Below are 24959 nucleotides of genomic sequence, written 5' to 3' on the forward strand. Positions count from 1 at the left end.
CACAACGGTATGCTAAGAACAAAAATGCCGTTCACTCTTAAGTGAACGGCATTACTCATTGAGCGGCATTTTTATTATCGATTAAAGCGAGATTTACTGCCTAACTAAAAGCTTAACGCCAAAAACTAAAAACTAGCCTCGACCACCTTTAATCGCTTTAATGATTTCAGTGGTAGAGCAACCATCTTCAAAGTTAAGTACTTTCACTTCACCACCAGCAGCAATCACTTCCGCACCACCAGCAATCTCTTCAGGCTTGTAATCACCACCTTTCACAAGAATGCTTGGCAATACCTCAGAGATTAAACGTTGAGGGGTATCTTCAGAGAATGGCACAACCCAATCAACTGCACCTAAGCCAGCCAATACCGCCATACGACGATCAGTTGGGTTCACAGGGCGACCAGGGCCTTTCAAGCGTTTCACTGATTCATCGGTATTTACCGCAACGATCAAACGATCGCCCAGCTCAGCCGCGTGATTCATGTAAGAAACATGACCAGCATGTAGAATATCAAAGCAGCCATTGGTCATAACTACCTTCTCGCCTTTCGCACGAGCACGCTTCACCGCTTCAACCAGTGCCGCTTCTGAGATCACACCGTAGTCTGTGTCTTGACTGCCGTGAATCGCTTCAGCTAGCTCTATCGTGGATAACGTTGACGTACCTAGCTTACCAACAACGACACCAGCTGCAGCGTTCGCTAATGCACACGCCTCATCCAATGGCTTACCAGCTGCAACAGACGCAGCCAGTACTGAGATAACCGTATCACCAGCACCAGTTACGTCGTACACTTCTTTCGCTTGGGTTGGCAAGTGGAATGGTGCCTGACCTTTACGTAATAAAGTCATACCATTTTCACTGCGAGTCACCAATAGAGCTTCAAAGTCATACTTCTCGATCAAGGCAATACCCTTCTCGATAAGATCTTCTTCTGATTTCACTTTACCTGCAACCAGCTCAAACTCTGCCATGTTTGGTGTAAGTAATGTCGCACCACGGTAGCGCTCTAAATCCGCGCCTTTGGGATCGATGAATACAGGAACATTGGCTGCGCGTGCTTTTTGAATGAAGCTCTGTACATGCTCTAATGCACCTTTCGCATAATCTGACAAGATAACCGAACGTACATTTGGTAGGGCTTGCTCCATGCGAGACAGAATAAGCTCTGGGTTGGTGTTTTCGAATTTGTCTTCAAAATCCAAGCGAATCAACTGCTGACCACGGCTCATCACTCGTAGTTTGGTGATGGTTGGATAGTCTTCTAACTCAACGAAATCACACTTAACCTTCAGAGCACCTAAAGTGCTTTTCAACACCTCAGCAGGCTCATCTTTACCAGTCAAACCAACAACATGAGCATGCCCACCAAGAGAGGCAATGTTCATTGCTACGTTGGCAGCACCACCAGGACGCTCTTCGTTATTTTCTACTTTCACAACGGGGACTGGTGCTTCTGGTGAAATACGGCCAGTTGGGCCATACCAGTAACGGTCAAGCATTACGTCACCGACAATAAGAACACCTGATTGGCTGTAGTCAGGTAGAATTGGTTTCATTGTTGAGCTCCAAAAATCGAATCTGGCTAGAGTCTAGCACACTGATTACAGTGGCTAAACTACAGATAAATGAGTAAAAGCCTATCAAGATAAACATAGCACTCGCTACGCTATGACTGAATTATGCTTCCATCCACTGCTTCCATGCCTGAACAACATGTTCTCTTTCCATTTCGAACTTTTCAATCGCCACATCCGCATCAAGGTTAAGTAGATTACGGTGGTGGATTTCATCCCTTAATGTGGTGTACGCATTGGTCAATGCCATACCTTGTTGCTCGTCCATTATCCCTTGCGACAACAAGCTTTCAAAGATTCTCACATTGTCACACCAACGAGTAAGCTTAGGTTTCTCGTTGCTGTATCTCAGCACTAAGTATTGCGCCAAGAACTCAATATCAGTAATACCGCCCGCATCTTGTTTAAGCATGAATCGATCGGCTTTTTTACCGCCTAAATGGCCACGCATTTTTTCACGCATATCCACAACTGACTTTTTGAGTGTTGCCTCATCTCGTGGCAAGCACAAAACCTCATGCCTAGTTTTGTTAAACGCAGATACCAATAAGTCATCACCGTAAATCATACGAGCACGAGTGAGGGCCTGGTGCTCCCATGTCCACGCGTCATTGTGCTGATACTCGTCAAAGGCATCGGTTGGACTCACCAATAGACCAGATGCACCAGAAGGGCGTAGGCGAGTATCGACTTCGTACAAAATGCCAGAAGCAGTTCTGGTCGAGAAAATATGAATAATACGCTGCGCTAATCTTAAGTAGAATTGGCGTCCATCGATCTCTTTCTTTCCATCAGTATAGATGTGTACCGGGCAGTCGTGCATGAACACGATATCAAGATCGGAGTTATAACCAAGCTCCCAACCACCGACTTTGCCATAACCAACGACAGCAAAACCGCGACCTTCGCGATCTTTAACATGGGTCGGTTCACCAAACTTGGCGGATACTTGTAACCAAGCTTGATTGACCCCCGCCTCCACAATGGCTTCTGCTAAGTAGGTCAGGTGATCACTGACCTTCATGACAGGTAGAGCACCCGCAATATCCGCGGCTGCAATTCTCAATATACAGGTCTGCTTAAACTGACGCAGACCTTCCATCTGTTGCTCCATATCATCTTCAGGGATACGGGCTAGATAATCACGCAACTCGGTCTTGTAAGACTCTAAAGGCACGGGATTGTAGAGTTGCTGAGGGTCGATAAGTTCATCTAACAGAATTGGATAACGACCCAACTGCTCCGAAATCATCGGGCTTGCCGTACACAGGCGAACTAGCTGAGTCAACGCGGCAGGGTGTTCATCTAGTAGTTCAAGGTAAGTGGTACGCGTAACGATTTTATGCAGCAGATGCAGTACTCGCGACAAACCAAACTCGGCATCCTTAGCGGTGTACAGCGCTTGAAACACTTTCGGCATCAGTCGATTGAGGACTTCCCGCCCACGAGGGCCAAGAGTCTTTTTAGCCAAATCGGCTTTAAACTGAATGATCGTTTTCGCCGCATCAGGCGGGCTCGCGACCGCAATGTCGTGTTCCAACACGTGCTCAATTACATCGGGTTTATGGGCCATATCCCACAACTCGCTAAAGTGGCTCGCGATCGGATTAGCGTCATCTTCATCAACGCCAATTAGGTCTTCGAACACGGTATGTACATTCGCCATATGGGCGCGAGTTGCCACAATCAAGCTATCCCAATCGGAAAATTGCATGGCAACCGCAAGCTGCAGTTGTTCGAATTCACCGTCAGGTAAGGTTTGAGTTTGCTTATCAGCCATGGCTTGTAACAGGTTCTCAAGGCGACGCAAAAACAGATAAGCTTCACGTAGGTGCCCCACCTCTTCAGACTCTAGCAGATGAAGGGATTCAATCGCACTTAAGGTTTCGAGTAACCCTCGACCGCGTAAGCTAGGCTCGCGTCCACCACGAATCAATTGGAAGACTTGTGCGATAAACTCAACTTCACGAATACCACCAGAGCCAAGCTTGATGTTGTTCGAGAGACCACGACGACGCACTTCGCTGCTGATCATAGACTTCATTCGGCGCAGAGATTGAATCGCACTAAAATCAATATAACGGCGGAACACAAACGGGCGTAGCATTTGGCGAAGCTCTTGATACTCAGGGTACATCTCACTGCCCATCACACGCGCTTTGACCATAGCGTAGCGTTCCCAATCGCGACCTTGTTCTTGATAGTAATCTTCTAGCGCAGCGTAACTCATGACCAGTGGACCACTCTCACCGAATGGACGCAGGCGCATGTCTACTCGATAACAGAATCCATCGAAGGTTTGCTGATCAAGCGCCTTAATAATACGTTGCCCGAGACGTGTAAAGAACTGCGCATTGGCAATGCTGCGTCTTGCACCTTGGGTTTCACCATTCTCTGGGTAGGTGAAGATCAGATCGATATCGGAAGAGAAGTTAAGCTCACCGCCCCCTAGCTTGCCCATACCAATGATCAACATCGGCTGTGCTTCGCCTTGTTCATTACAAGGTGTGCCCCACTCTTTACAACAAATATCGTACTGCCATTGGTAGGTTTCGAAGATCATCGCCTCAGCCAACATCGATAGATGATTTAGGCTCTGCTCTAGCTCCCACGAACCCATAAAATCACGCCAAGCAATGTAGGTCATTTCTCGATTTCGGAATTGACGCAGCACGCGCTGACCGCTCATTTCATCGGTGCAACCAGAAAGTAATTCAGCCAAGCGTTCTCGGTATCCTTCAGCACGTTCTTCGTATGCCAACATATCAGGTAAGTCACCGCATAAAACCGTATCACGCTGTAGGCAATCTCCAACAAAACAGCTTAAACCGAGTACACGTTTAAGATCTTCAGTCAGTGGCTCAGACCAAGTATTGATGGCTTCACTTTGATGCTCTAATAATTGCTCAAAAGCAGACTGGGAGTGAGTGATGAGTTGAGAAGGCAATGGCATGTTTCTTCCTTGTATAAGCTGCGCGCCGAACAATCGGTTTATCGATTCAGTTCTTCAATAACGAGTTTTCATAACTAAAGATAAGTTATACCAAAGTTACGCCAATAAAAAACGCCCACATTAGCAATGTGGGCGTTTTATCGATTAACTTATCTGGTTGAGCTTACAACCGAGAAACAGTCTCTGGGAATTAGCCTTTGACGGATGAAGATTGGGTGCTGAGGACTAAACCTTAAATTGCTTAATCTTACCGTCGAGTTCTTGCGCGTTACTTTCCATAAGCTGAGAGGTCTCGAGCAGTTCACCAACCACCACAACTGAAGCTTCAACAAGCTCGCGTACATTGGTCAGGTTGACGCTCATCTCTTCAGCAACACTGCTCTGTTGGCCTGCAGCGGTCGCGATCTGGAAGTTCATATCATTGATTTGATTGACTTGGCTTACAATGCCGTCAAGCTCACTTCCCGCGTTAGTCACCAGATCAACACCTTCAGCCGCTTCAACAACACTCTTCTCCATCAGTTCTACCGCAGAGTTAGCGCTGCTTTGTAGATGACTGATCATGTCTTGAATCTCTACCGTCGCTTGCTGAGTGCGCTGTGCAAGGTTACGAACCTCATCAGCAACAACCGCAAAACCACGACCCGCTTCACCGGCACGTGCCGCTTCAATTGCAGCGTTCAATGCTAGTAGGTTTGTCTGTTCTGAAATGCCTTGGATAGTACCAACCACACTGCCAATTGAGTCAACGCGTTCTTCTACTTGGTTTACCGCTGCTGCAGATGCTGCGATATCTGAAGATAGCTCACTCATCTTAGACACTGATCCTTGAACGAACTTCTGACCAGTAAGAGCTTGGCCTGATGCCTGTTCAGTCAATGACGAAGCGCTTTGCGCATGCTCAGCGACAGTTTGCACCGTCGACGTCATCTCACTCATTGCTGTTGCCAGTTGATCGATCTCGTTGAACTCTTCTTGAGCTGACTCCTTGGTTTCAGACATGCTGATGGTCATCACTTCCGTCAGAGCAAACAGCTCATCAGAAGAGGCCACCTGAGTTTTGATCATGTCGTTCAGTTGGACGCGAGTTTTTTCAAGTTCGCGTGCCACATCGCCGTATTCATCTTTACAGTCCATTTGAATCGGCACTGAAAAGTTCTTATCTGCCATGGTTTTAATGGCGTCATTAAGGTATTGAGTCTGGCGCAGCATAACGCGCGCCGCTGCTAACAGAAGAACCACAAACACAATGATCATCAAGGCTGTTTGCCAAGCCACTTGAACTAGGTAAGTCTCGTAATGCTGTTGTGCGACTTGCGCATTGTTCGTTACAGCAAGCAATGAATCGTAAAACGTACTTGCGTCCCATAGCTGCTTCGAAATGATCAAGATAGTGCTGAATATCATCAACATGACCATTTTTGGAACGAGACGAACGTCAGAGATTACCCTTTCCCACGGCTTGAATGACAGTTTAGTCATTGTCAGTTCTCCATTAATTCTTATATATTGATGGCTTCTATATCCGCGAGTTGGCTATGTCAGTCAAAGTTCGCGATTTATTTTGAGCCTCGTATGAATGTTGAATAATACCAAAGACGCCACCAAGCCGATGAGCTTATTGTCACTGATTCTCTCTTTCTTAGCGTTATTTGTGATCTCAGGCTTATTGTTCGTACCGATCGATAAAGAATCGAAACAAGTCCTTATCGGCCTCGATTTTATAATCTGTAGTGTTTTTCTTTTTCAGCTCACAATTGATCTATTTAGATCACAAAACAAAAAAGAATTTCTAAAAGTACACTGGATCGATTTCTTAGCAAGTATCCCAATGATCGAGCCTCTTCGTTTCGCCCGTATTTTTCAAATTCTGCGAGTCATCTTAGTTCTGCGTTCAAGTAAACGTATTTTCAGAGAGTTATTTCGTAATAGGAAAGAGACCACTTTCGCTTCCATCATTCTGCTTTTGGTGATCTTACTGACTATCGGTGCTGGCACGATCCTGCTATTGGAACACAAAGATCCGAACGCCAACATCACTACAGGTCATGATGCTTTATGGTGGGCGTTTGTGACCATCAGTACTGTGGGTTATGGCGACCATTACCCAGTGACAACTTCCGGTCAGTTAGTGGCTTCAATGGTGATCATCTGTGGTGTCGGTGTGTTTGGTATGATTTCAGGCTTGATTACTTCTTTGATCACCTCCCCAACTCATCATGAGAATCAACGAGCGGAAAACAAAGAGAAACACCTTGAGAAGATCATCGAGCAGCAACAGAAAATCTTAGAGCGACTCGAAAAACTTGAGCAACAAACAAAAAAATAGGGCCCGAGCCCTATTTTCAAATTCATACTTCTATTGATACAGGTATCGAGTTTAGTCTTGCCAGTATGGCTCAACCTCAACACTGATTTGGCGTGTCTGTTCCATCGCATGCAGAATGGACACTTCTTGACGAGCTAACCAACGCTCTAGCTGAAGCTTCTCATCGCCTTCCAGCTTCTCAGTCAAAGGCTCTAATGTTTTAAGTGCCAGCAAGTCATCAATGCCTTGCACCATATCGGCCCATGGCAAGCGGAAGCTGTTTCGTTCATCGTCATCATACAAACTCGCGAAACCAACGCCAGAATACAGATTACGCATCAAACGGTATTGCTGATCAATATACGCTTGGCTAGTCATCACTCGCTCTGGCGGGAAAGCTTCCATCAAATCGGCCCATGTGCGATCGAGTTGCTGCACGGAAAACCATTCGATACCACGAGCCATTTGCTCACGTGCTTTTTCATCTAAGAAAGGTTGCCAGCCACGAGACAAGATCCAACGGCTCAGATCTAATAATAACCCAGTGTATCGAGCAGAACTCAGCAAGGTAAGCAGATCTTCACGATCTGGCAGTTGCTCTTGCATCTCTTTAAGCTCAGCGACTAAGAACTTACGCGCATCGAGTTTACGTAGTACATGGCCTTTATCTTCCAGCAAGTCTTCGAAGTGATCATAGCTTTTCAGCCAGTCGAGCTCTTGCTCAAGCCACTTCAACTCTTGACGTAAAATCGCACTTGCTCGTCTAGGGACAATGCCGCCATAGATAGTGAAAGTTTGGCGAATAAAACTCAGCGAGTGACTGATCTCATGCAAAGCTTCAATCGATTGACGCTCTGTGAAAATCTGCTCGTGATAATGCCAATGAGCGAGAGCATGCTCTAAAGATTGAATAAAACACGATTCAACGGTATCACTTTTGTCAGTATCAACTAAGGTCAAAGGAGTAACTTCATCTCCTTGATAACCTTGAGCAAGACGGTAACCCTTAGCTGCTTTACTTAGGTTACCCAAACGCATGCCACCTTGTTCGCAGAATTGGCGAGACAATGTAAATAGCGCATCCGTTTGACCGGATTTAAGTTCCAATTCGACTTCGCAAATCGGTTCTTGCAGGTCGCCTGATTCAACAAAGCCTTGATCGAATGCGACCTCGACTTGGCTACCATCAGGCATACCAATCAACCACTGCTCACGCGTGAAGTTGGTAGAGAACAGAGGAGTCAGCTCAGCTTGCAACGTTTCGATGTCTTTACCTGTTGGCCAGATATCCTCTGGGTGCAGGGCTAGCTTAGGTTCGTTGCTGTCGTGTTCTGCATTGTATTCAGGCCTTTGATGCAGGCCAGCAACCACACGACCAGCAGTCTTTACAGTTTGTACAAATACGTCATCAAAGCGTCGAATGCGTAAGCCTGTATCGTGCTTACGTAGCCAGTTGTCAGCGGTGTCAAAGTAGATGTTACCTAGCTCACGACAACTGTGCTGAAGTACTTTAGTTTCAGCAATTTTATTGCGTAAAGTCTCTGAAAATTCAGGAGAAACAAAAAACTTCAGTTCTATCTCGGTTTCCATAGTTATACCTTTCTGTGAAGATAGGGACAGGATATTGCCAATTTGAAAAGTCGGCAAGTCAGAAATATCGCCCTTATGATGATCTAAAACAGTTTTAATGAGAGATTGATTAGGTTAACATGCGCGACTTTGTAGCCATCGCTTAACATTTCACCATGAATATGGTGTATGTTGTTTTAAGGTTATTATTTATTAGGTTGGATGACCATGCCAGTAAATACAATTATGGGGTTATTTGCAAAGTCCCCAATTAAACCTTTGCAGCGTCACGTAGTATGCGTGAACGAATGTTGTTCTCACCTAGTTAATTTCTTTGAAGTTTCTTCAAAAGGTGACTGGGAAAAAGCATCAGAAATTCGAGCTCAAATTTCTCACCTTGAGAAAGAAGCTGACGTACTAAAACGTGAAATTCGCCTTAAACTTCCTCGTGGTTTGTTTATGCCAGTTGATCGCACCGATATGTTGGAGCTATTAACGCAACAAGACAAACTCGCAAACCTAGCGAAAGACATTGCTGGCCGTGTATATGGTCGTCAACTTGTCATTCCTGCTCCTATGCAAGAAAACTTCATCGCTTACGTTAAACGTTGTCTAGATGCAGCGAATCAAGCACAAAACGTAATCAATGAATTAGACGAATTACTTGAGACTGGCTTTAAAGGCCGTGAAGTAACACTCGTTGCCGAAATGATTCATCAATTAGATGTAATTGAAGATGACACGGATGCGATGCAGATCGAACTACGCCAACAACTAATGGCAATTGAAGGCGATCTGAATCCAGTTGATATCATGTTCTTATACAAAATTCTTGAATGGGTTGGTGGTATTGCAGATCAAGCACAGCGTGTAGGCGCTCGTCTTGAAGTAATGCTTTCTCGATCTTAAATCATACGTTAACCATATAACAAAGAGCATTTTTTGAACAAACCACTTATGCGCTGAGTATTCCTCTCGCTGAGCGGTTTTTTGCGTCTAAATTTGTTCCGCTTGTTATCAAACAACTAGGTATTACGATGGATATCCTTGCTAACTACGGCACTGTCCTGATTATTGTTGCAGCAGCTTTCGGTTTCTTGATGGCTATTGGTATTGGTGCAAATGACGTTGCGAACGCAATGGGCACCTCAGTAGGCTCTAAAGCTTTAACCGTTAAACAAGCGATCATTATCGCAATGATCTTTGAATTCGCAGGTGCTTACCTTGCGGGCGGCGAAGTAACAGACACGATCCGTAAAGGTGTTATCGAAACGTCTCTATTCGCTCATCAACCAGATGTACTTGTGTACGGCATGATGTCAGCACTTCTTGCTGCTGGTACATGGCTACTTCTCGCTTCTTACATGGGCTGGCCGGTTTCTACGACTCACTCAATCATCGGTGCAATCATCGGTTTTGCGTGTATTTCTGTAGGTACTGAAGCTGTAGACTGGAACAGTGTTCAAGGTATTGTGGGTAGTTGGATTATCACACCCGTTATTTCCGGCTTCTTCGCTTACGTCATATTTGTAAGTGCTCAACGACTGATTTTTGATACAGAGAACCCGCTATTTAACGCGAAACGCTTTGTACCGGTATACATGTTCATTACAACAATGGTAATTGCACTTGTAACCATCAAGAAAGGCCTTAAGCACGTTGGTCTTCACCTAAGCAACACTGAAGCATGGGTTTGGGCTGCTGGCGTTTCTGCGCTTGTAATGATCGGCGGTTACCTATACATCCAGAAGAAATTCGCTAACCGCGAAGAAGACCACGGCTTTGCAGGTGTTGAAGGCATCTTCTCTGTACTCATGGTTATCACAGCTTGTGCGATGGCATTTGCACACGGTTCAAACGACGTTGCGAACGCGATTGGTCCACTGTCTGCTGTTGTATCAACCGTTGAGCACATGGGTGAAATCACAGGTAAGAGTACTATCGCATGGTGGATTCTTCCTCTAGGTGGATTCGGTATCGTTGTTGGTCTTGCAACAATGGGTCATAAAGTAATGGCAACCGTTGGTACTGGTATTACAGAACTAACACCAAGCCGTGGCTTTGCTGCACAACTTGCAACTGCATGTACGGTTGTACTAGCTTCAGGTACTGGCCTTCCAATCTCTACTACACAAACACTCGTTGGTGCTGTTTTAGGTGTTGGTTTTGCTCGTGGTATCGCAGCACTAAACTTAGGCGTTGTACGTAATATCGTGGCTTCTTGGATTGTGACACTACCTGCAGGTGCTCTACTTGCTGTTGTGTTCTTCTACGGAATTCAAGCTGCGTTTACTATGTAATCGCGACTGCGTTAGTGAATACTAGCGTCAGAACAGTGTGAGCTTCAGTAACGATATGTAAATGCCATGTCATTATTGACTCAAACGCACAGAAAGGGAGGCTTTGCCTCCCTTCTTTGTTGCACCGCATAAAGAAACTAAATATTATTTGCTGATTGAGGCTGACTCATACGCCTACCCAATTTGAATCGTTAAGGGATTTACTGTGAAAAAACTGATTAGCTTAGTTTTGTTCGCAATGCTTGCGGCTCCAGCTGCCTTTGCACAAGACCGTTATATTGCTGACAAACTATTTACTTATATGCATTCTGGCCCAAACAACACATTCCGTATCATCGGTAGTGTTGATGCTGGTGAAAAGATTACATTCCTACAAACTAACAAGAGTACGGGTTACACCCAAATTCAAGACAACCGTGGCCGTAAAGGTTGGGTTGAAAGCAAGTTTGTAAGCACTCAAGAAAGCATGGCACTGCGTATGCCTAAGCTAGAGAAAGAGCTGACGGAAGTTAAAGGCAAGCTAGCGAATGCTCGTCAGAGTGCTGACAGCGAAAAAGCTGGCCTAGCAAGCTCTCTAGATTCTCGTAACAAGCAGATTGCTGAACTAGAACAGAACTACAGTGAAATTAGCCAACAGCTAACGAGTTCTCAAACAGAGAACCGTGAACTGCGCGCTAAGCTAGACACTCAAAAAGACGACCTACTATTGAAGTACTTCATGTACGGTGGTGGTGTTGCGGGTATTGGTCTACTTCTAGGCCTTGTTCTGCCACACATCATGCCTCGTCGCAGAAAATCACCAAACGGTTGGGCGTAGACTTAACGCTTGTATCAGGTACAGTAAATTCAGTATCGAATATCAAAAAGGAGCACCGAGGTGCTCCTTTTTATTTGTCTGTTATCTAAATACGTATAGAAATCGCTAACCTTTCCACTCGTACAGAGCCGGGATTTCTATCTTCTGTTGATTGAACTCTATGATCACTGATTGTGGCTTAATCTCTAGTAATTGAATGTCTTGTCCAATCCAATCTCCTTGCGCCACTTCTTGGCCGTTCACTTTTACCCAACGTTTGGTCTCGCTGCTCGAGTACATATGAGTTTGTAGGTCTAACTTAGGAAGGACTCCTGATAAGCTATTGGTGTGCGTTTCCAACTCAATAACCTGAGAGCCTCTTTGCCCTGCGGGTCTAGAGTCCATCGGCTCAGGAGTGCTTTGTTGCTCCTCCATAATGGATTCAAGCTTCAATGCCAAATCAGGTGGCAACTCACTGAGGTCTAGCCCTTGCAGCAGATCACTGTCCGATTGTAAGTCACTATTTGATTGCTGATCAGTGCTTGATTGCAGAGCAGTCGTTTCATCACTCGCGCCTGGCTGAACGGATGACGATTCAGAACTGGCTGTCATTTGAGTGTTGTTATCAGCATTAGCGAAGATCACTGCTGAGCCACCAGCGGTGTTTGCACGATTAGCGCCAGAATCAATCTGTGCATACATCTCTTGGCGTGGCAATGCTTTCAACGGTTGGCTCGCCGGTGCAGGGCGAACGGTGAACAAGGCATCTTCTTCCTCAGACACGGCATCCATGCTTGCTATATCAGCATCCGCAATTTCAGGCTCAATGTCTGATTCAGTTTTAAATTCTGGCAGAGCGACATTGGCAGCTTGGTTCACGGCTTCTTGTTGTTGGATATACGATTGATAAGCCAAGACGCCACCCACCAACAAAGAAGGAACCAAGATTAAGAGTAGCCCCATCGCTAACGATGAACCTCGCTTGTTGCTCATCCCTTTTGCAGAATTAGGAACATGATGATTCTGGTAGCCTTTGAAGCTTGGTTTGCTAAGAGAGTGCTGATTAATAGAAGATGGCTTGTGAGACGGCTGTTTAAGTTCGTGCATAATACGTGACATTAGCTTTCGCCCCCTTCTAGTGACATCAGCTTAGGCGAATCGAGTTGAGCTAATCTCTGCAATCTTGCTAAGGTGCGCTTACCTGCAATGCCATCAACAGACATACCTTGCCACGTTTGAAATGCTTCGATTTTCATTTTTAACTCATAATCAAATACATCATTACCGGAAACAACCTCTCCTAATACTTCAGAAAGCAGTAGATCAAGCAAAGCAACCGCTTCACCTTGATAGCCCTCTTTAAGGGTCTCTCGCAGCGGCTGCTTCCAAATAGCGACGTAATCGCCTTGCCAGATTTGCTCTAAGGATTGCTTCGGCATCACCAAGAGCTTTTCGTTAACGAGGAGCTCGACAGACTCCTCAGACGCACCATAAAGCACAGCAAACACTGGTTCTTGATCGATATCCAGATTAAGGACCACGGGTACGCCAAGCTCTAACAATGTATCCAAATTTGACTGTTGTTGCTCGCACACAAAGACACTTTGCGGCTCACTTAAGCACAAGCCATCACGCAGTGAAGACTGATACCCCCAGAGCGTATACAAGTCCTTGATAGCGAGAGAACGATTGGTTCCCTGCATCAAGTGCTGTTGAATATCTTGTGGCAAAGCAAACTTGGAAGGTTTTGGCTCAGCAACCAACTGAGGTTCATTCGCCACCAAAGAGCGCTGAGCCTGTGCAGACACTTCCGTCTTTGCTCCATTTGATGCATCCGTAGGCAACCAAGCATTGATATAGCTTGGAGCGAAGTTAAAGGTCGCTATTGCAAGACCAACGCTTAACGTCGCAATCCCTGCGTATTGGAATAACTTAGGCGCGACACGAGAAGTTAGAGCCTTCTCGACGTGATACACATCGGCCTGAAAGGACATAACCTGCTGACACGCTCGGTTAACCGTTTCATTGCTCGGTAGCTGCTCACCGTCATGAAAAGCCAACTGCAGTGCTTTATCACACACCAAGTTAATGAGCCTTGGAATACCATGCGTATATTGAGCAATCAGCTTGATAGAACGGTTCGAAAACAACATCTGCTCGCCACCCGCCGTCTCCAAACGAAACGCGATGTACTTGCCCGTTTCTTCGGTATTAAGAGGCAGTAAGTGATAACGACCAGTAATGCGCTGTGCTAGCTGACGTAGCTGCGTGGTTTGTAAGTGCTGTTGTAATTCCGGCTGGCCGACCAACAGTACTTTTAACAGCTTACGATTGTCGGTTTCCAAGTTTGTTAGAAGGCGTAACTGCTCCAACACATCGGCAGCGAGGTGTTGGGCTTCATCGATCACCAATAGGGTTTGAATACCTTCAGCATGACTATCGAGCAGGAAGTGATGAATGGCCTGACTCAGCTGTTTCAACGATGCTTGTTCCGGGTACTCGACCTCAAACTCATCACAGATAGCTTCCAGTAAATCCGTATTGGAAAACGTAGGGTTAAGTATAAGGCCAGCTTGAGTCTGATTATCGAGTGATGACAACATCGCTTTGGCGACCGTTGTTTTTCCTGTACCGACTTCACCAGTAAGCATCGCAAAGCCCCCACCCTCGCCTAAACCGGCTTGTAGGTTCTGCATCGCTTCTTGATGGCGCTGACTCAAAAACAAGTAGCGAGAATTTGGTACAATCGAAAATGGCATCTCAACGAAGCCAAAATATTCCTTATACATGTGCTGCCCTATAATTACGATTAATGGAAAGTACCATTGCTTGCAGTAAAGTCCAGCAGTGATAAAACATTTCGAGGTGATAAGTTGCAAATTTACGATAGCCTACCAAAAGACAACGGGCTACAACGCTATCTAGTCGGTGGAGCAGTGCGCGATAAGCTGCTCAATATTGATAGTTATGATAGAGATTGGGTCGTGGTAGGGAGTACCCCTCAAGAGATGGAAAACCTTGGCTTTACTGCTGTGGGAAAAGATTTCCCGGTATTCTTGCACCCAAAAACCAAAGAAGAGCACGCACTGGCTCGCACTGAGAGAAAATCAGGCTCTGGTTACACAGGCTTCGAATGTTACTTCGCGCCAGACGTGAGTTTGGAAGAAGACCTGATGCGTCGAGATCTGACCATCAACGCTATAGCTCAAGATGATAAAGGCCAACTTCACGATCCTTATCATGGCCAGAAAGATCTCTCGGATCGTATCTTAAGACACGTTTCAGACGCTTTTGTTGAAGACCCTCTTCGTGTACTGCGTGTGGCTCGCTTCGCCGCCAAGCTTCACCATCTTAACTTCACGGTTGCACCTGAAACCATGGATATGATGAGTGAGATCGTCCAATCTGGTGAACTGGCACACCTTACTGCAGAGCGAGTTTGGCAAGAGTGGCATAAGTCTCTTAGTACACCGCACCCTGAAGTGTTCCTCTCTGTATTGAAAGAGTGTGGTGCATTGGCAGTCGTATTACCTGAGATTGACGCTCTATTTGGCGTCCCTCAACCTGAAAAATGGCACCCTGAAATCGACACGGGTATTCACACTCTGATGGTTGCTCAGCAAGCCGCACTATTAAGCCCATCGCTACCGGTACGCTTTGCAGCTCAAGTGCATGACTTAGGTAAAGGCGTCACACCACAAGCTGAATGGCCAAGCCATAAAATGCACTGCCACACAGGTGTTAAGATAATCAAGAAACTGTGTGAGCGAGTGAGAGTGCCCAATGAGTTCAGAGACCTTGCGTTGTTAGTGTGCGAGCAACATTCTAATATCCACCGCGCAGGCGAGCTCAAACCAACCACCTTTCTCAAGGTTCTCAACAAGTTCGATGTTTGGCGTAAGCCAGATAGGTTCGACGATATACTACTTTGCTGCCAGGCCGACCACGCAGGCCGAAAAGGATTAGAAGATCAGCCTTATCCTCAAAAAGCGCGCTTTGAAGTCGCCTACCAAGCGGCGCTTCAAGTCGAAGTAAAAGCGATCATTATCGATGGTTTTAAAGGCAAAGATATTCGAGAAGAACAAGAGAAACGCAGAGCCATCGCAATTGAAAACGCCCTATCAGAACTCGCTAGCAGTTAATCGTCGCCGCTCTACCTAAAACGTATAAAAAGCCCGCAGTTAAGCGGGCCTTTTGTTTCAATTCTTACAGCGAGACCGTTGCCTGTGTCTGTTACTGCATCATCAAGAAAGCAAATAGACCACAACCTAGAATCAGGCGGTAGATAACGAACGGTGTCATGCCCATACGAGAGATAAGCTTCAAGAAAAAGTGGATACAGATGTAAGCACTGATGAAAGACACCGCAACGCCCGTTAGCAAAGTGCCAACATGGATTGGATCACCGCTTGTCACCAACTTAAGACCTAAATAACCACCAGCCAGAGTGATGATTGGGATAGACATCAAGAAAGAGAATCGAGCCGCCGCTTCACGTGTGAAACCAAGGTAAAGCGCCGCGGTAATGGTTGCGCCAGAACGAGACGTGCCCGGAATGATCGCCATTGCTTGAGCAAGACCAATAAACAGCGCCTTTTTCCAACCCGCTTGGTATTCGTCATCGCGCAGGCTTGAGTTCTTGTCCACCCACCATAGCAATAGACCAAAGATAATCGTTGTCGTCGCGATCACCCACGCACTGCGTAAGTAAAGCTCAACAATATCTTTCATCAACAAGCCAAAGATACACGCAGGAATCGTCGCGAGAATGATCATCCACGCTAACTTCGCTTCTTTACTACGATCGCCTTTAAACACTGAACCAAAGAATGCGCTCAACAGAGAGACCACTTCTTTACGGAAATAGATAACAACAGCTGCCAAAGTACCAACGTGGACAGCGACATCAAAAGCCAAACCTTGATCTTCCCAGCCTAAAACAGCTGAAGGAAGGATTAGGTGTGCAGAACTGGAAATAGGTAAAAACTCTGTAAAGCCTTGCACCAACGCCAATATAAACGCTTCAAAATAACTCATTACTTACCTTAAAAATTATAGTTTTATATCTACGACAGAGAGCGAGTCTAATTGCTGCATCTTCTGCCATATTTCACTGACGGTTCTTCCGTCTTGCGGGATCACTCGCGCAGGACAAAGATCATAAAGCGGCTGTGTTACAAAAGGATATTTGTAGATATCACTGCGTGGTAATTCTGGTTCACACTCAGAAACCTCCTCTCCAAACAGCACAATATCAAGATCGAGTTTTCGATCTTGTAGTTTGTGCGCATCTTGAGAGCGACCCCATTTAAACTCAATTTTACGCAGCTGCTGTGAAAATTCAGTCAATGAGAGTGACGTGTCGAGCTCTATCACAAAGTTATAAAACGGATGGCTATTAAAACCGACGGGCTCACAGTGATAGATTTTAGAGCATTTAAGGTTAGTCCCTAACGATTGAAGCTCTGTCCATGCCACCCTTGCATGCTTGTCGCGGTCTATGTTCGTGCCAACACCAACATAGGCTACTGTCATGCTTGACCTCGTTCGATGATCACACCAACGGCTTTTGCTTGTGGCACTGCGCCAGGTTTAGCCAATCGGATTTTAATCCACGGCACAGAGAATTGAGTCATGATCAATTCAGCAACTTCTTCAGCCACACGTTCAACCAATAGGAATCGGCCATTCGTAATGTGGTCAAGCACGGCTGTACTCACTGTCGAGTAATCCAAAGCATCAACCACATCATCACTCTTACCCGCTGGGCGGTTGTCATGAGCCATTTCAATATCAAGCACAAGTTTTTGTTTAATCTCTTGTTCCCAATCGTAAACACCGATCGTTGTAATTACTTCTAGCTGTTCAATGAAAACTTTATCCAGTGCCATGACTTGTCCTTTTAGAGGTCGGATACCCATATAGGGGAAAAAAACGTATTATTTGCGTAATTCGAGATATGATATCAATTACTCTTGGATTGAGCATTATTTTCCCATCGTTAGGCTTATAACCGTTTAAGGAAAGACATGACCCCATTGGCACTAATCATGATCATTGCAGCCTATTTGCTAGGTTCAATCTCTAGTGCGGTCTTGATATGCCGAGTCTTAAGACTTCCTGATCCAAGAACAGTTGGCTCCAATAACCCAGGAGCCACCAATGTACTGCGCGTTGGCGGTAAAGGCGCAGCTGCTGCCGTCCTCCTATGTGACATGCTGAAAGGCACTATCCCTGTCTGGCTTGGCTACTACCTCAAGATCGACCCAATCATTCTAGGGGTTGTGGCAATTGCGGCGTGTCTAGGTCATATGTATCCGATCTTCTTCCACTTCAAAGGTGGTAAAGGCGTCGCAACCGCACTCGGAGCCATCGCCCCAATAGGGTTCGATCTAACAGGAATGATCATGGCGACTTGGTTAGTGGTCGCGTTTTTGTTTCGTTACTCTTCTTTAGCGGCACTAGTCACCGTGCTACTTGCCCCTTTCTACGCTTGGTTAGTCAAACCTCAATACACACTGCCTGTAGCCATGCTGTGCTGTTTGATCGTGTTGCGTCACCACCAGAATATCCGCCGCCTACTCGATGGCAGCGAACCAAAACTCGGACAAAAAAAATCGGCTTAAACTGTCACGTCTAAGCCGAACCATAATATTCAGTATTTAAAGCTTATAGCAGATGTTTATCTAAAAACGTCTTCAGCATTGTGTTCACAAACTCTGGTTGCTCTAACGAGCTAATATGACCTGCGCCAGGAATCACCACTAATTCACTGCCCGTAATGCAATCGTGCATTAGGTATGACTCAAGTACCGGACGTGGTTTATCTTCTTGTCCTACAGCAATCAAAACAGGCAGAGCAAAGTTCTCTACCGATTCAATCATATCGCGACGTCCAAACACCATTCGACCAATTCGTGCCACTTCTTCAGCGTTGTCACCCTCAAGAGCAGATAACTGCTGAGTAAACCCTTCCACTAAAGTTGGCGTGTTGGTTTGAGCATCATTAGCGAAGAACAGTGGAACAACCGCTTCAACAATTGGCTGAGGAACCGTCTTGGTTTGAGTGATGGTATCTAACATGCTGAAGTACTTAGCGTGAGCAACCTCTGGCTCTAAACCCACAAAGGTATCCATTAATACCAGTGACTGAATTCGCGCAGGTGCTAATTCGGCAAGCTCCGTTCCCCACATACCGCCAACCGATAAGCCAACCACTGAGAATTCTTCGATCGCTAAATGATCAAGCAGAGCCAAAACGTGCTGAGCGTAATCTTTCAAGTTACGCATCGAAGCGGGTGCAGCTTGAGACTCACCGTGAGACCAAAGCTCTGGAACAATACAGCGATACTGAGTTTTTAACGCTTCGATCTGCGGCTTCCACATTGCACTATCCCAAAGATAGCTGTGGCCGAGTACAACAACAGGGCCTTGACCTTCATCTAGGTACGCCATCGATTGATTGTCTACTGTGAACTTGTTCATCTTCTTCCCTAATCTCTATCAGCAATTATTTATCGACATACAGTCGGTAAGCTAGGATATAAAAACGGCCGCACAAGGCGACCGTTTATCGAAACACTATAGTCAATTATGCAATTGGCTCTAGTTGGTCAATTGGCCAACGCGGTGTGGCATGAACAGACAAATCAGCCGTTTCGCCATTCTTTAGGCGCTGCATGCCCGCATAAGCGATCATCGCACCGTTATCTGTACAGAACTCAGTGCGAGGGTAGTACACCTCACCACCGACTTTCTTAGCAAGCGCCTCAAGCTCAACGCGCAGTTGTTTGTTGGCACTTACACCGCCAGCAATAACTATACGTTTCATGCCCGTTTCAACCAAGGCACGCTTGCACTTGATTACTAAGGTTGCACAAACGGCTTCTTGAAACGCGTAAGCAATATCAGCACGAGTTTGGTCATCATTATCGTTATCGCGAATGGTATTCGCTGCGAACGTCTTCAAACCAGAAAAGCTCATATCTAGACCCGGACGATCGGTCATTGGACGCGGGAACTTAAAACGACCCGGAGTGCCTTTTTCCGCCAAACGAGATAACAGTGGACCACCAGGGTAATCTAAGCCCATCAGTTTCGCGGTTTTATCAAACGCTTCACCCGCTGCATCATCAATCGATTCACCAAGGATTCGGTATTCACCAATACCTTTCACTTCTACCATCATGGTATGGCCGCCAGAAACCAGCAGAGCCACAAATGGGAATGGTGGTGGGTTATCTTCTAGCATTGGCGCAAGAAGGTGACCTTCCATATGGTGAACAGGCACTGCAGGCACTCCCCACGCATAAGCAATACTGCGACCAATCGTTGCACCAACCAGCAGTGCACCCACTAAACCAGGGCCAGCCGTGTAAGCCACACCATCAATGTCTTTCGACGTTAGGTTCGCTTCAGCTAATGCCGCTTTAATAAGAGGAATTGTTTTTTTCACGTGGTCACGTGAAGCTAGCTCAGGTACCACACCACCGTAATCGGCGTGCAGCTTTACTTGGCTATATAATTGATGAGAAAGCAGCCCTTGCTCATCATCATAAATCGCGATTCCTGTTTCATCACAAGAGGTTTCAATACCAATAATGCGCATAATTTTCTCGGCACGCTTTCGTCTAAAATGGGAAATTAGCGCAATATTACCCTGCCTAAGCTCTTCAAACAAATATTGTACAGACTATAATCGACAAAGTGCTTTACAAAGCCACTGTGATCGGATTAAAATTCCGCACCATTTTTGATCAAGCTGGTTAATGGCCAAACGCGAATAGAGAGTTAGCTCGATGGGTAACTTCTCTGATTTGGTACTGAGTAGCCAGCGATAATGAATAACCCCTGAGGTGAAAGGCATATGCCAATAGTTAAAGTACGTGAAAACGAACCGTTCGACGTTGCACTACGTCGTTTCAAGCGCTCTTGTGAAAAAGCAGGTATCCTTTCTGAAGTTCGCCGTCGCGAGCACTACGAAAAGCCAACTACAGTTCGCAAACGCGCTAAAGCAGCAGCTCAAAAGCGTCACGCTAAGAAGCTAGCTCGCGAAAACGCACGTCGCGTTCGCCTGTACTAATAACTTAATCCATAAGGACTGAGTTATGGCTCTTATTGAACAACTCAAAGAAGAGCAAAAATTAGCGATGAAAGCCAAGGACAAACCGCGCCTTGGCACTATCCGCTTAGCTCTTTCAGCAATTAAGCAACGTGAAGTTGACGAACGGATCACTCTGAACGACGACGACATTCTTGCTGTATTAGTTAAAATGGTTAAGCAACGTCGCGATTCTGTTGCTCAATATGAATCAGCAAATCGTCAAGATCTTGCTGACGTGGAAAAAGCAGAAATTACGGTACTTGAAGGCTTTATGCCTCAACCGCTAACTGATGAAGAAGTTATTGCACTACTTGATAGCGCAATCGCCGAAGCTCAACCAGCGGGCATGCAAGACATGGGTAAAGTAATGGCTATCTTGAAACCACAAATTCAAGGGCGTGCAGATATGGGGAAAGTTAGTGGTTTAGTTCGTTCTAAACTCGCTTAATCCCAAATCAAATTGCAACAAGCCGTGCAATCCTTCGGAACGCACGGCTTGTTTGTATCTGTAACCTATTCAAACTATTATTATCCACACTCTCAGTTAGTGCATTTTTCTAAGGTTTTATGGCAGGACACATCCCGCGTAGTTTCATCGATGATCTCCTAGCGCGTCTCGACATTGTCGACATTGTGGACGCACGCGTGAAACTTAAGAAAAAAGGCAAAAACTATGGTGCTTGTTGCCCATTCCACAACGAAAAGACCCCTTCTTTTAGCGTAAGCCAAGAAAAACAGTTTTATCACTGCTTTGGTTGTGGCGTACACGGTAATGCTATCGACTTCATTATGGAGTTCGAACGCCTCGATTTTGTTGAAGCTATTGAAGAGCTAGCCTCTTTCTTAGGCCTCGACGTTCCTAGAGAACAGCGCAGCGGCGAGATATCAACAGCACCAAGAGCCAACAGCGAACAAAAACGTAACCTCTACGATTTGATGGGCGGCATCAGTAATTTTTACCGCTCTCAACTGAAAATATCAGCCAACAAACCTGCGATTGATTACCTAAAGAATCGTGGCCTTTCGGGCGAGATCGTCCAGAAGTTTGGTATTGGTTATGTGGCCGATGAGTGGGACTTAGTTCGTAAGAACTTTGGCCAACAGAAAGAAGCCCAAGACATGCTCGTGACTGGCGGCATGCTAATTGAGAACGATAAAGGTAACCGATACGACCGATTCCGTGGACGCGTAATGTTCCCAATTCGTGATCGTCGTGGCCGTGTGATTGGTTTTGGTGGTCGTGTATTAGAAGACGGCACACCAAAATACCTCAACTCACCAGAAACGCCTATCTTCCATAAAGGTAAAGAGCTTTACGGCCTTTATGAAGTGCTGCAAGCCTACCGTGAACCGCCGCAAATACTTGTGGTTGAAGGTTACATGGATGTCGTGGCACTCGCGCAATATGGTGTCGATTACTCAGTAGCATCACTGGGCACCTCGACAACCGGCGACCATGTTCAAATGTTGTTCCGTCAAACCAGCACTGTGGTTTGTTGTTACGATGGTGACCGAGCAGGTAAAGAGGCCGCATGGCGCGCACTAGAAAACGCACTTGAGTATCTGAAAACCGGCAACACGCTTAAGTTTCTGTTCTTGCCCGACGGTGAAGACCCAGATAGCTATATTAGAGAGCATGGCAAAGCCGCTTTTGAACAACTGGTCCATAATGCGACGCCGCTTTCGACCTATTTGTTCGATAACCTGATTGAAATACACAAGTTAAACTTGGGAACAACCGAAGGGAAATCAGCACTGCGTGCACACGCCAGCGCCTTGATTAACAAAATTCCTGACAGTTACTTCCAAGAACTGCTCGAAAAACTGCTCGATGAGCGGACTGGATTTGATAACCAATTGCGACGTGCGCGTGTTCATACACAGAACCCGACACCTCAACCGCATAAAGAGCTCAAGCGCACTCCTATGCGTGAAGTTATCGCTTTGCTTATCCAAAATCCGAGCTATGCTGATATGGTACCGGATTTATCAAGTGTCAAAGGCTTACAGTTGCCTGGGCTAAGTTTATTCGTCGAAGTACTTGATAAATGCCACGCGCATCCCCATATCAACACAGGCCAATTATTAGAGCATTGGCGACACAATAAACATGAGGCTCTTCTGTCTCGTCTCGCGAGCTGGGAAATCCCCCTCGACGAAGACAATCAAGAAGACATATTTTTAGACTCATTGGACAACATACTTGCCCAGTGCGTTGAAAAACAAATTGAAAACCTGCAGGCCAAAGCAAGAAGCGTCGGTTTATCAGCCGAAGAAAAAAGGGAGCTACTAGCTTTAATGCTAGATCTAAAAGCGTAACCCTGTTTGATTAGTCAGCATTTAATAAATTTGTTAACATAATTGGTTTGCATTTGAGAATGCAACGTCCTTCACCAGACCTGAAGTTGGATATCATCTATGGATCAAAATCCGCAGTCACAGCTTAAATTACTTGTTATTAAAGGCAAGGAACAAGGCTATCTGACCTACGCCGAAGTAAACGACCACCTACCTGCAGAAATCGTGGATTCTGAACAGGTAGAAGACATCATTCAAATGATCAACGACATGGGTATCAAGGTAGTTGAAACTGCACCTGATGCTGATGATCTAGCACTTAATGATGACGATGCCAATATAGATGAAGATGCAGCCGAAGCTGCAGCTGCTGCGCTTTCAAGCGTAGAAAGCGAGATTGGCCGTACTACTGACCCAGTTCGTATGTACATGCGTGAAATGGGTACGGTTGAACTACTGACTCGTGAAGGCGAAATCGACATTGCGAAACGTATTGAAGATGGTATCAATACAGTTCAACTATCGGTTGCTGAGTACCCAGGCACTATTCCATACATCTTGGAACAATTTGACCGCGTACAAGCAGAAGAGATTCGCTTAACAGACCTAATCAATGGCTTTGTTGACCCTGACGACGATGGCACAGCTGCGCCAACGGCGACTCACATCGGTTCAGAGCTTGCTGAAACTGATCTGGAAGACGAAGACAAAGAAGACGCTGAAGACGACGAGGAAGAGGAAGAAGAAGATACAGGTATCGATCCTGAGCTTGCTCTTGAAAAGTTCACAGCGCTTCGTACTAGCTACCAGAACCGTCAGCTAGCGATCAACGAGTACGGCCATGAAAGCCCGAAAGCAATGCTTGCAACAACAATGATGCAAGACGTATTCAAAGAGTTCCGTCTAACACCAAAACAGTTTGATTACCTAGTAAACGAACTGCGTAACTCTATGGATCGCGTACGTACTCAAGAACGCCTAATCATGCGTCAAACGGTTGAGTACGGCAAAATGCCGAAGAAATCTTTCATTGCTCTATTTACTGGCAACGAATCTAGCGAAGCATGGTTGGATGAAGTTCTTGCTTCAGACAAGCCATACGCAGAAAAGATCAAACGTAACGAGCACGATATCCGTCGCTCTATCCAAAAACTGGATATGATCGAACGTGAAACGTCTCTTACTGTTCAAAGCATCAAAGATATCAGCCGTCGTATGTCTATCGGTGAAGCGAAAGCTCGTCGTGCGAAGAAAGAGATGGTTGAAGCGAACTTACGTCTAGTAATCTCGATTGCTAAGAAGTACACAAACCGTGGTCTACAATTCCTGGATCTAATCCAAGAAGGTAACATCGGTCTGATGAAAGCCGTAGATAAGTTTGAATACCGTCGTGGTTACAAGTTCTCTACTTACGCTACTTGGTGGATTCGTCAAGCAATCACTCGTTCGATTGCCGACCAAGCTCGTACTATCCGTATTCCGGTTCACATGATCGAAACGATCAACAAACTAAACCGTATCTCTCGTCAAATGCTACAAGAGATGGGTCGTGAGCCACTTCCGGAAGAGCTAGCTGAACGCATGCAAATGCCTGAAGACAAGATCCGTAAAGTACTGAAAATCGCTAAAGAGCCAATCTCAATGGAGACACCAATCGGTGACGACGAAGATTCGCACCTAGGTGATTTCATCGAGGATACAACGCTAGAACTACCTTTAGACTCTGCAACGGCAACAAGTCTACGCGGCGCAACTAAAGACGTTCTTGCTGGCCTAACGCCTCGTGAAGCTAAAGTACTGCGTATGCGTTTCGGTATCGACATGAACACTGACCACACTCTTGAAGAAGTGGGCAAGCAGTTCGACGTAACTCGTGAACGTATCCGTCAGATCGAAGCAAAAGCACTGCGTAAACTTCGTCACCCAAGCCGCTCAGAAACTCTGCGTAGCTTCCTAGACGAGTAATCACACGCTTTGGTGTGGTTAGCTTTTAAGCATAATCGAGTAGGAGGAGGCCTCACGGCCTCCGTCCTCTCACACCACCGTACAAG

21 protein-coding genes are annotated in these 24959 nt (G+C 45.9%); 10 read left to right on the plus strand and 11 right to left on the minus strand.

Annotation, left to right across the window (positions count from 1 at the left end):
* Window positions 1-132 precede the first annotated feature (132 nt).
* From hldE to AB6E52_RS20230, 3 genes are all read right to left on the minus strand, one after another.
* A complete protein-coding gene (hldE, locus tag AB6E52_RS20220) occupies window positions 133-1563 on the minus strand; it encodes a bifunctional D-glycero-beta-D-manno-heptose-7-phosphate kinase/D-glycero-beta-D-manno-heptose 1-phosphate adenylyltransferase HldE (protein WP_017069485.1) in 1431 nt (476 codons plus the stop codon).
* A 121-nt stretch (window positions 1564-1684) separates the two neighbouring features.
* Window positions 1685-4534, minus strand: a complete 2850-nt coding sequence (gene glnE, locus AB6E52_RS20225) for a bifunctional [glutamate--ammonia ligase]-adenylyl-L-tyrosine phosphorylase/[glutamate--ammonia-ligase] adenylyltransferase (RefSeq protein ID WP_102321459.1) — start codon at window positions 4532-4534, stop codon at window positions 1685-1687.
* 225 nt (window positions 4535-4759) lie between these two features.
* Window positions 4760-6016 carry a methyl-accepting chemotaxis protein gene (locus tag AB6E52_RS20230; protein WP_102321460.1) on the minus strand — a complete coding sequence of 419 codons (1257 nt, stop codon included), beginning with the start codon at window positions 6014-6016 and terminating at the stop codon, window positions 4760-4762.
* Window positions 6017-6113: 97 nt separating this feature from the next.
* Between AB6E52_RS20230 and AB6E52_RS20235 the strand changes: the two genes are divergently transcribed.
* Window positions 6114-6863 (plus strand): potassium channel family protein, encoded by a 750-nt coding sequence (locus AB6E52_RS20235; protein ID WP_102321461.1) that lies wholly within the window; start codon window positions 6114-6116, stop codon window positions 6861-6863.
* Window positions 6864-6914: 51 nt separating this feature from the next.
* On the opposite strand, the gene AB6E52_RS20240 is transcribed toward AB6E52_RS20235, so the two are convergent.
* Complete coding sequence (locus AB6E52_RS20240) at window positions 6915-8432, minus strand: inorganic triphosphatase (protein ID WP_102321462.1); 1518 nt, start codon at window positions 8430-8432, stop codon at window positions 6915-6917.
* Between the two features lie 207 nt (window positions 8433-8639).
* Here AB6E52_RS20240 and AB6E52_RS20245 point away from each other — a divergent pair, with 207 nt between their 5' ends.
* The 3 genes from AB6E52_RS20245 (at window position 8640) to AB6E52_RS20255 (ending at window position 11528) form a co-directional block, all read left to right on the plus strand.
* Window positions 8640-9320, plus strand: coding sequence for a TIGR00153 family protein (locus tag AB6E52_RS20245; RefSeq protein ID WP_010434644.1), 681 nt, complete (start codon window positions 8640-8642; stop codon window positions 9318-9320).
* Between the two features lie 128 nt (window positions 9321-9448).
* Complete coding sequence (locus AB6E52_RS20250; protein ID WP_017061418.1) at window positions 9449-10711, plus strand: inorganic phosphate transporter; 1263 nt, start codon at window positions 9449-9451, stop codon at window positions 10709-10711.
* Window positions 10712-10916: 205 nt separating this feature from the next.
* Complete coding sequence (locus tag AB6E52_RS20255) at window positions 10917-11528, plus strand: TIGR04211 family SH3 domain-containing protein (RefSeq protein WP_017062917.1); 612 nt, start codon at window positions 10917-10919, stop codon at window positions 11526-11528.
* A gap of 105 nt (window positions 11529-11633) precedes the next feature.
* Here AB6E52_RS20255 and AB6E52_RS20260 read toward each other — a convergent pair whose 3' ends face one another.
* Together AB6E52_RS20260 and AB6E52_RS20265 are read right to left on the minus strand one after the other, a co-directional pair.
* Window positions 11634-12626 carry a general secretion pathway protein GspB gene (locus AB6E52_RS20260; protein ID WP_102321463.1) on the minus strand — a complete coding sequence of 331 codons (993 nt, stop codon included), beginning with the start codon at window positions 12624-12626 and terminating at the stop codon, window positions 11634-11636.
* Window positions 12626-14296 carry an ExeA family protein gene (locus AB6E52_RS20265; protein WP_198594333.1) on the minus strand — a complete coding sequence of 557 codons (1671 nt, stop codon included), beginning with the start codon at window positions 14294-14296 and terminating at the stop codon, window positions 12626-12628. Before AB6E52_RS20265 ends, AB6E52_RS20260 begins: the two co-directional genes overlap by 1 nt.
* 36 nt (window positions 14297-14332) lie before the next feature.
* On the opposite strand from AB6E52_RS20265, the gene AB6E52_RS20270 reads away from it, so the two are divergent.
* Complete coding sequence (locus tag AB6E52_RS20270) at window positions 14333-15649, plus strand: multifunctional CCA addition/repair protein (RefSeq protein ID WP_102321465.1); 1317 nt, start codon at window positions 14333-14335, stop codon at window positions 15647-15649.
* A 91-nt stretch (window positions 15650-15740) separates the two neighbouring features.
* On the opposite strand, the gene AB6E52_RS20275 is transcribed toward AB6E52_RS20270, so the two are convergent.
* The 3 genes from AB6E52_RS20275 to folB are packed head-to-tail and all read right to left on the minus strand — an operon-like array spanning window position 15741 to window position 17398.
* Window positions 15741-16544 (minus strand): undecaprenyl-diphosphate phosphatase, encoded by an 804-nt coding sequence (locus tag AB6E52_RS20275; RefSeq protein ID WP_010434624.1) that lies wholly within the window; start codon window positions 16542-16544, stop codon window positions 15741-15743.
* Between the two features lie 15 nt (window positions 16545-16559).
* Window positions 16560-17042 carry a 2-amino-4-hydroxy-6-hydroxymethyldihydropteridine diphosphokinase gene (gene folK / locus AB6E52_RS20280; RefSeq protein ID WP_017062921.1) on the minus strand — a complete coding sequence of 161 codons (483 nt, stop codon included), beginning with the start codon at window positions 17040-17042 and terminating at the stop codon, window positions 16560-16562.
* On the minus strand, window positions 17039-17398 hold the full coding sequence (gene folB, locus AB6E52_RS20285; RefSeq protein WP_102321466.1) for a dihydroneopterin aldolase: 360 nt from the start codon (window positions 17396-17398) through the stop codon (window positions 17039-17041). The genes folK and folB overlap by 4 nt, the downstream gene beginning before the upstream one ends.
* Window positions 17399-17536: 138 nt before the next feature.
* Between folB and plsY the strand changes: the two genes are divergently transcribed.
* Window positions 17537-18133, plus strand: coding sequence for a glycerol-3-phosphate 1-O-acyltransferase PlsY (gene plsY / locus AB6E52_RS20290; RefSeq protein WP_009847793.1), 597 nt, complete (start codon window positions 17537-17539; stop codon window positions 18131-18133).
* A gap of 43 nt (window positions 18134-18176) precedes the next feature.
* Here the strand turns inward: plsY and AB6E52_RS20295 are convergent, their stop codons facing one another.
* Both AB6E52_RS20295 and tsaD read right to left on the minus strand, forming a co-directional pair.
* Window positions 18177-18992, minus strand: coding sequence for an alpha/beta fold hydrolase (locus tag AB6E52_RS20295; RefSeq protein WP_102321467.1), 816 nt, complete (start codon window positions 18990-18992; stop codon window positions 18177-18179).
* A 106-nt stretch (window positions 18993-19098) separates the two neighbouring features.
* On the minus strand, window positions 19099-20115 hold the full coding sequence (tsaD, locus tag AB6E52_RS20300) for a tRNA (adenosine(37)-N6)-threonylcarbamoyltransferase complex transferase subunit TsaD (RefSeq protein WP_017061410.1): 1017 nt from the start codon (window positions 20113-20115) through the stop codon (window positions 19099-19101).
* Between the two features lie 258 nt (window positions 20116-20373).
* On the opposite strand from tsaD, the gene rpsU reads away from it, so the two are divergent.
* The 4 genes from rpsU to rpoD all read left to right on the plus strand — a co-directional run bounded on the left by rpsU (window position 20374) and on the right by rpoD (window position 24873).
* Window positions 20374-20589 (plus strand): 30S ribosomal protein S21, encoded by a 216-nt coding sequence (gene rpsU, locus AB6E52_RS20305; protein ID WP_004396009.1) that lies wholly within the window; start codon window positions 20374-20376, stop codon window positions 20587-20589.
* A 25-nt stretch (window positions 20590-20614) separates the two neighbouring features.
* Window positions 20615-21058: a GatB/YqeY domain-containing protein gene (locus AB6E52_RS20310; protein ID WP_017069475.1), complete on the plus strand. Its 444-nt coding sequence runs from the start codon at window positions 20615-20617 to the stop codon at window positions 21056-21058.
* Between the two features lie 119 nt (window positions 21059-21177).
* Window positions 21178-22929 (plus strand): DNA primase, encoded by a 1752-nt coding sequence (gene dnaG, locus AB6E52_RS20315; protein WP_017069474.1) that lies wholly within the window; start codon window positions 21178-21180, stop codon window positions 22927-22929.
* Between the two features lie 99 nt (window positions 22930-23028).
* A complete protein-coding gene (gene rpoD, locus AB6E52_RS20320; protein WP_048614894.1) occupies window positions 23029-24873 on the plus strand; it encodes an RNA polymerase sigma factor RpoD in 1845 nt (614 codons plus the stop codon).
* Window positions 24874-24959: the final 86 nt, after the last annotated feature.

The sequence above is a fragment of the Vibrio sp. 10N.247.311.13 genome, assembly GCF_041467595.1.
Lineage (GTDB): Bacteria > Pseudomonadota > Gammaproteobacteria > Enterobacterales > Vibrionaceae > Vibrio > Vibrio crassostreae_C.

What these genes read in the sequence shown, in the direction of transcription:
- hldE (WP_017069485.1), bottom strand. Translation starts at nt 1,563, where the DNA reads ATGAAACCAATTCTACCTGACTACAGCCAATCAGGTGTTCTTATTGTC.
- glnE (WP_102321459.1), bottom strand. Translation starts at nt 4,534, where the DNA reads ATGCCATTGCCTTCTCAACTCATCACTCACTCCCAGTCTGCTTTTGAG.
- AB6E52_RS20230 (WP_102321460.1), bottom strand. Translation starts at nt 6,016, where the DNA reads ATGACTAAACTGTCATTCAAGCCGTGGGAAAGGGTAATCTCTGACGTT.
- AB6E52_RS20235 (WP_102321461.1), top strand. Translation starts at nt 6,114, where the DNA reads ATGTTGAATAATACCAAAGACGCCACCAAGCCGATGAGCTTATTGTCA.
- AB6E52_RS20240 (WP_102321462.1), bottom strand. Translation starts at nt 8,432, where the DNA reads ATGGAAACCGAGATAGAACTGAAGTTTTTTGTTTCTCCTGAATTTTCA.
- AB6E52_RS20245 (WP_010434644.1), top strand. Translation starts at nt 8,640, where the DNA reads ATGCCAGTAAATACAATTATGGGGTTATTTGCAAAGTCCCCAATTAAA.
- AB6E52_RS20250 (WP_017061418.1), top strand. Translation starts at nt 9,449, where the DNA reads ATGGATATCCTTGCTAACTACGGCACTGTCCTGATTATTGTTGCAGCA.
- AB6E52_RS20260 (WP_102321463.1), bottom strand. Translation starts at nt 12,626, where the DNA reads ATGTCACGTATTATGCACGAACTTAAACAGCCGTCTCACAAGCCATCT.
- AB6E52_RS20265 (WP_198594333.1), bottom strand. Translation starts at nt 14,296, where the DNA reads ATGTATAAGGAATATTTTGGCTTCGTTGAGATGCCATTTTCGATTGTA.
- AB6E52_RS20275 (WP_010434624.1), bottom strand. Translation starts at nt 16,544, where the DNA reads ATGAGTTATTTTGAAGCGTTTATATTGGCGTTGGTGCAAGGCTTTACA.
- folK (WP_017062921.1), bottom strand. Translation starts at nt 17,042, where the DNA reads ATGACAGTAGCCTATGTTGGTGTTGGCACGAACATAGACCGCGACAAG.
- folB (WP_102321466.1), bottom strand. Translation starts at nt 17,398, where the DNA reads ATGGCACTGGATAAAGTTTTCATTGAACAGCTAGAAGTAATTACAACG.
- plsY (WP_009847793.1), top strand. Translation starts at nt 17,537, where the DNA reads ATGACCCCATTGGCACTAATCATGATCATTGCAGCCTATTTGCTAGGT.
- AB6E52_RS20295 (WP_102321467.1), bottom strand. Translation starts at nt 18,992, where the DNA reads ATGAACAAGTTCACAGTAGACAATCAATCGATGGCGTACCTAGATGAA.
- tsaD (WP_017061410.1), bottom strand. Translation starts at nt 20,115, where the DNA reads ATGCGCATTATTGGTATTGAAACCTCTTGTGATGAAACAGGAATCGCG.
- rpsU (WP_004396009.1), top strand. Translation starts at nt 20,374, where the DNA reads ATGCCAATAGTTAAAGTACGTGAAAACGAACCGTTCGACGTTGCACTA.
- AB6E52_RS20310 (WP_017069475.1), top strand. Translation starts at nt 20,615, where the DNA reads ATGGCTCTTATTGAACAACTCAAAGAAGAGCAAAAATTAGCGATGAAA.
- dnaG (WP_017069474.1), top strand. Translation starts at nt 21,178, where the DNA reads ATGGCAGGACACATCCCGCGTAGTTTCATCGATGATCTCCTAGCGCGT.
- rpoD (WP_048614894.1), top strand. Translation starts at nt 23,029, where the DNA reads ATGGATCAAAATCCGCAGTCACAGCTTAAATTACTTGTTATTAAAGGC.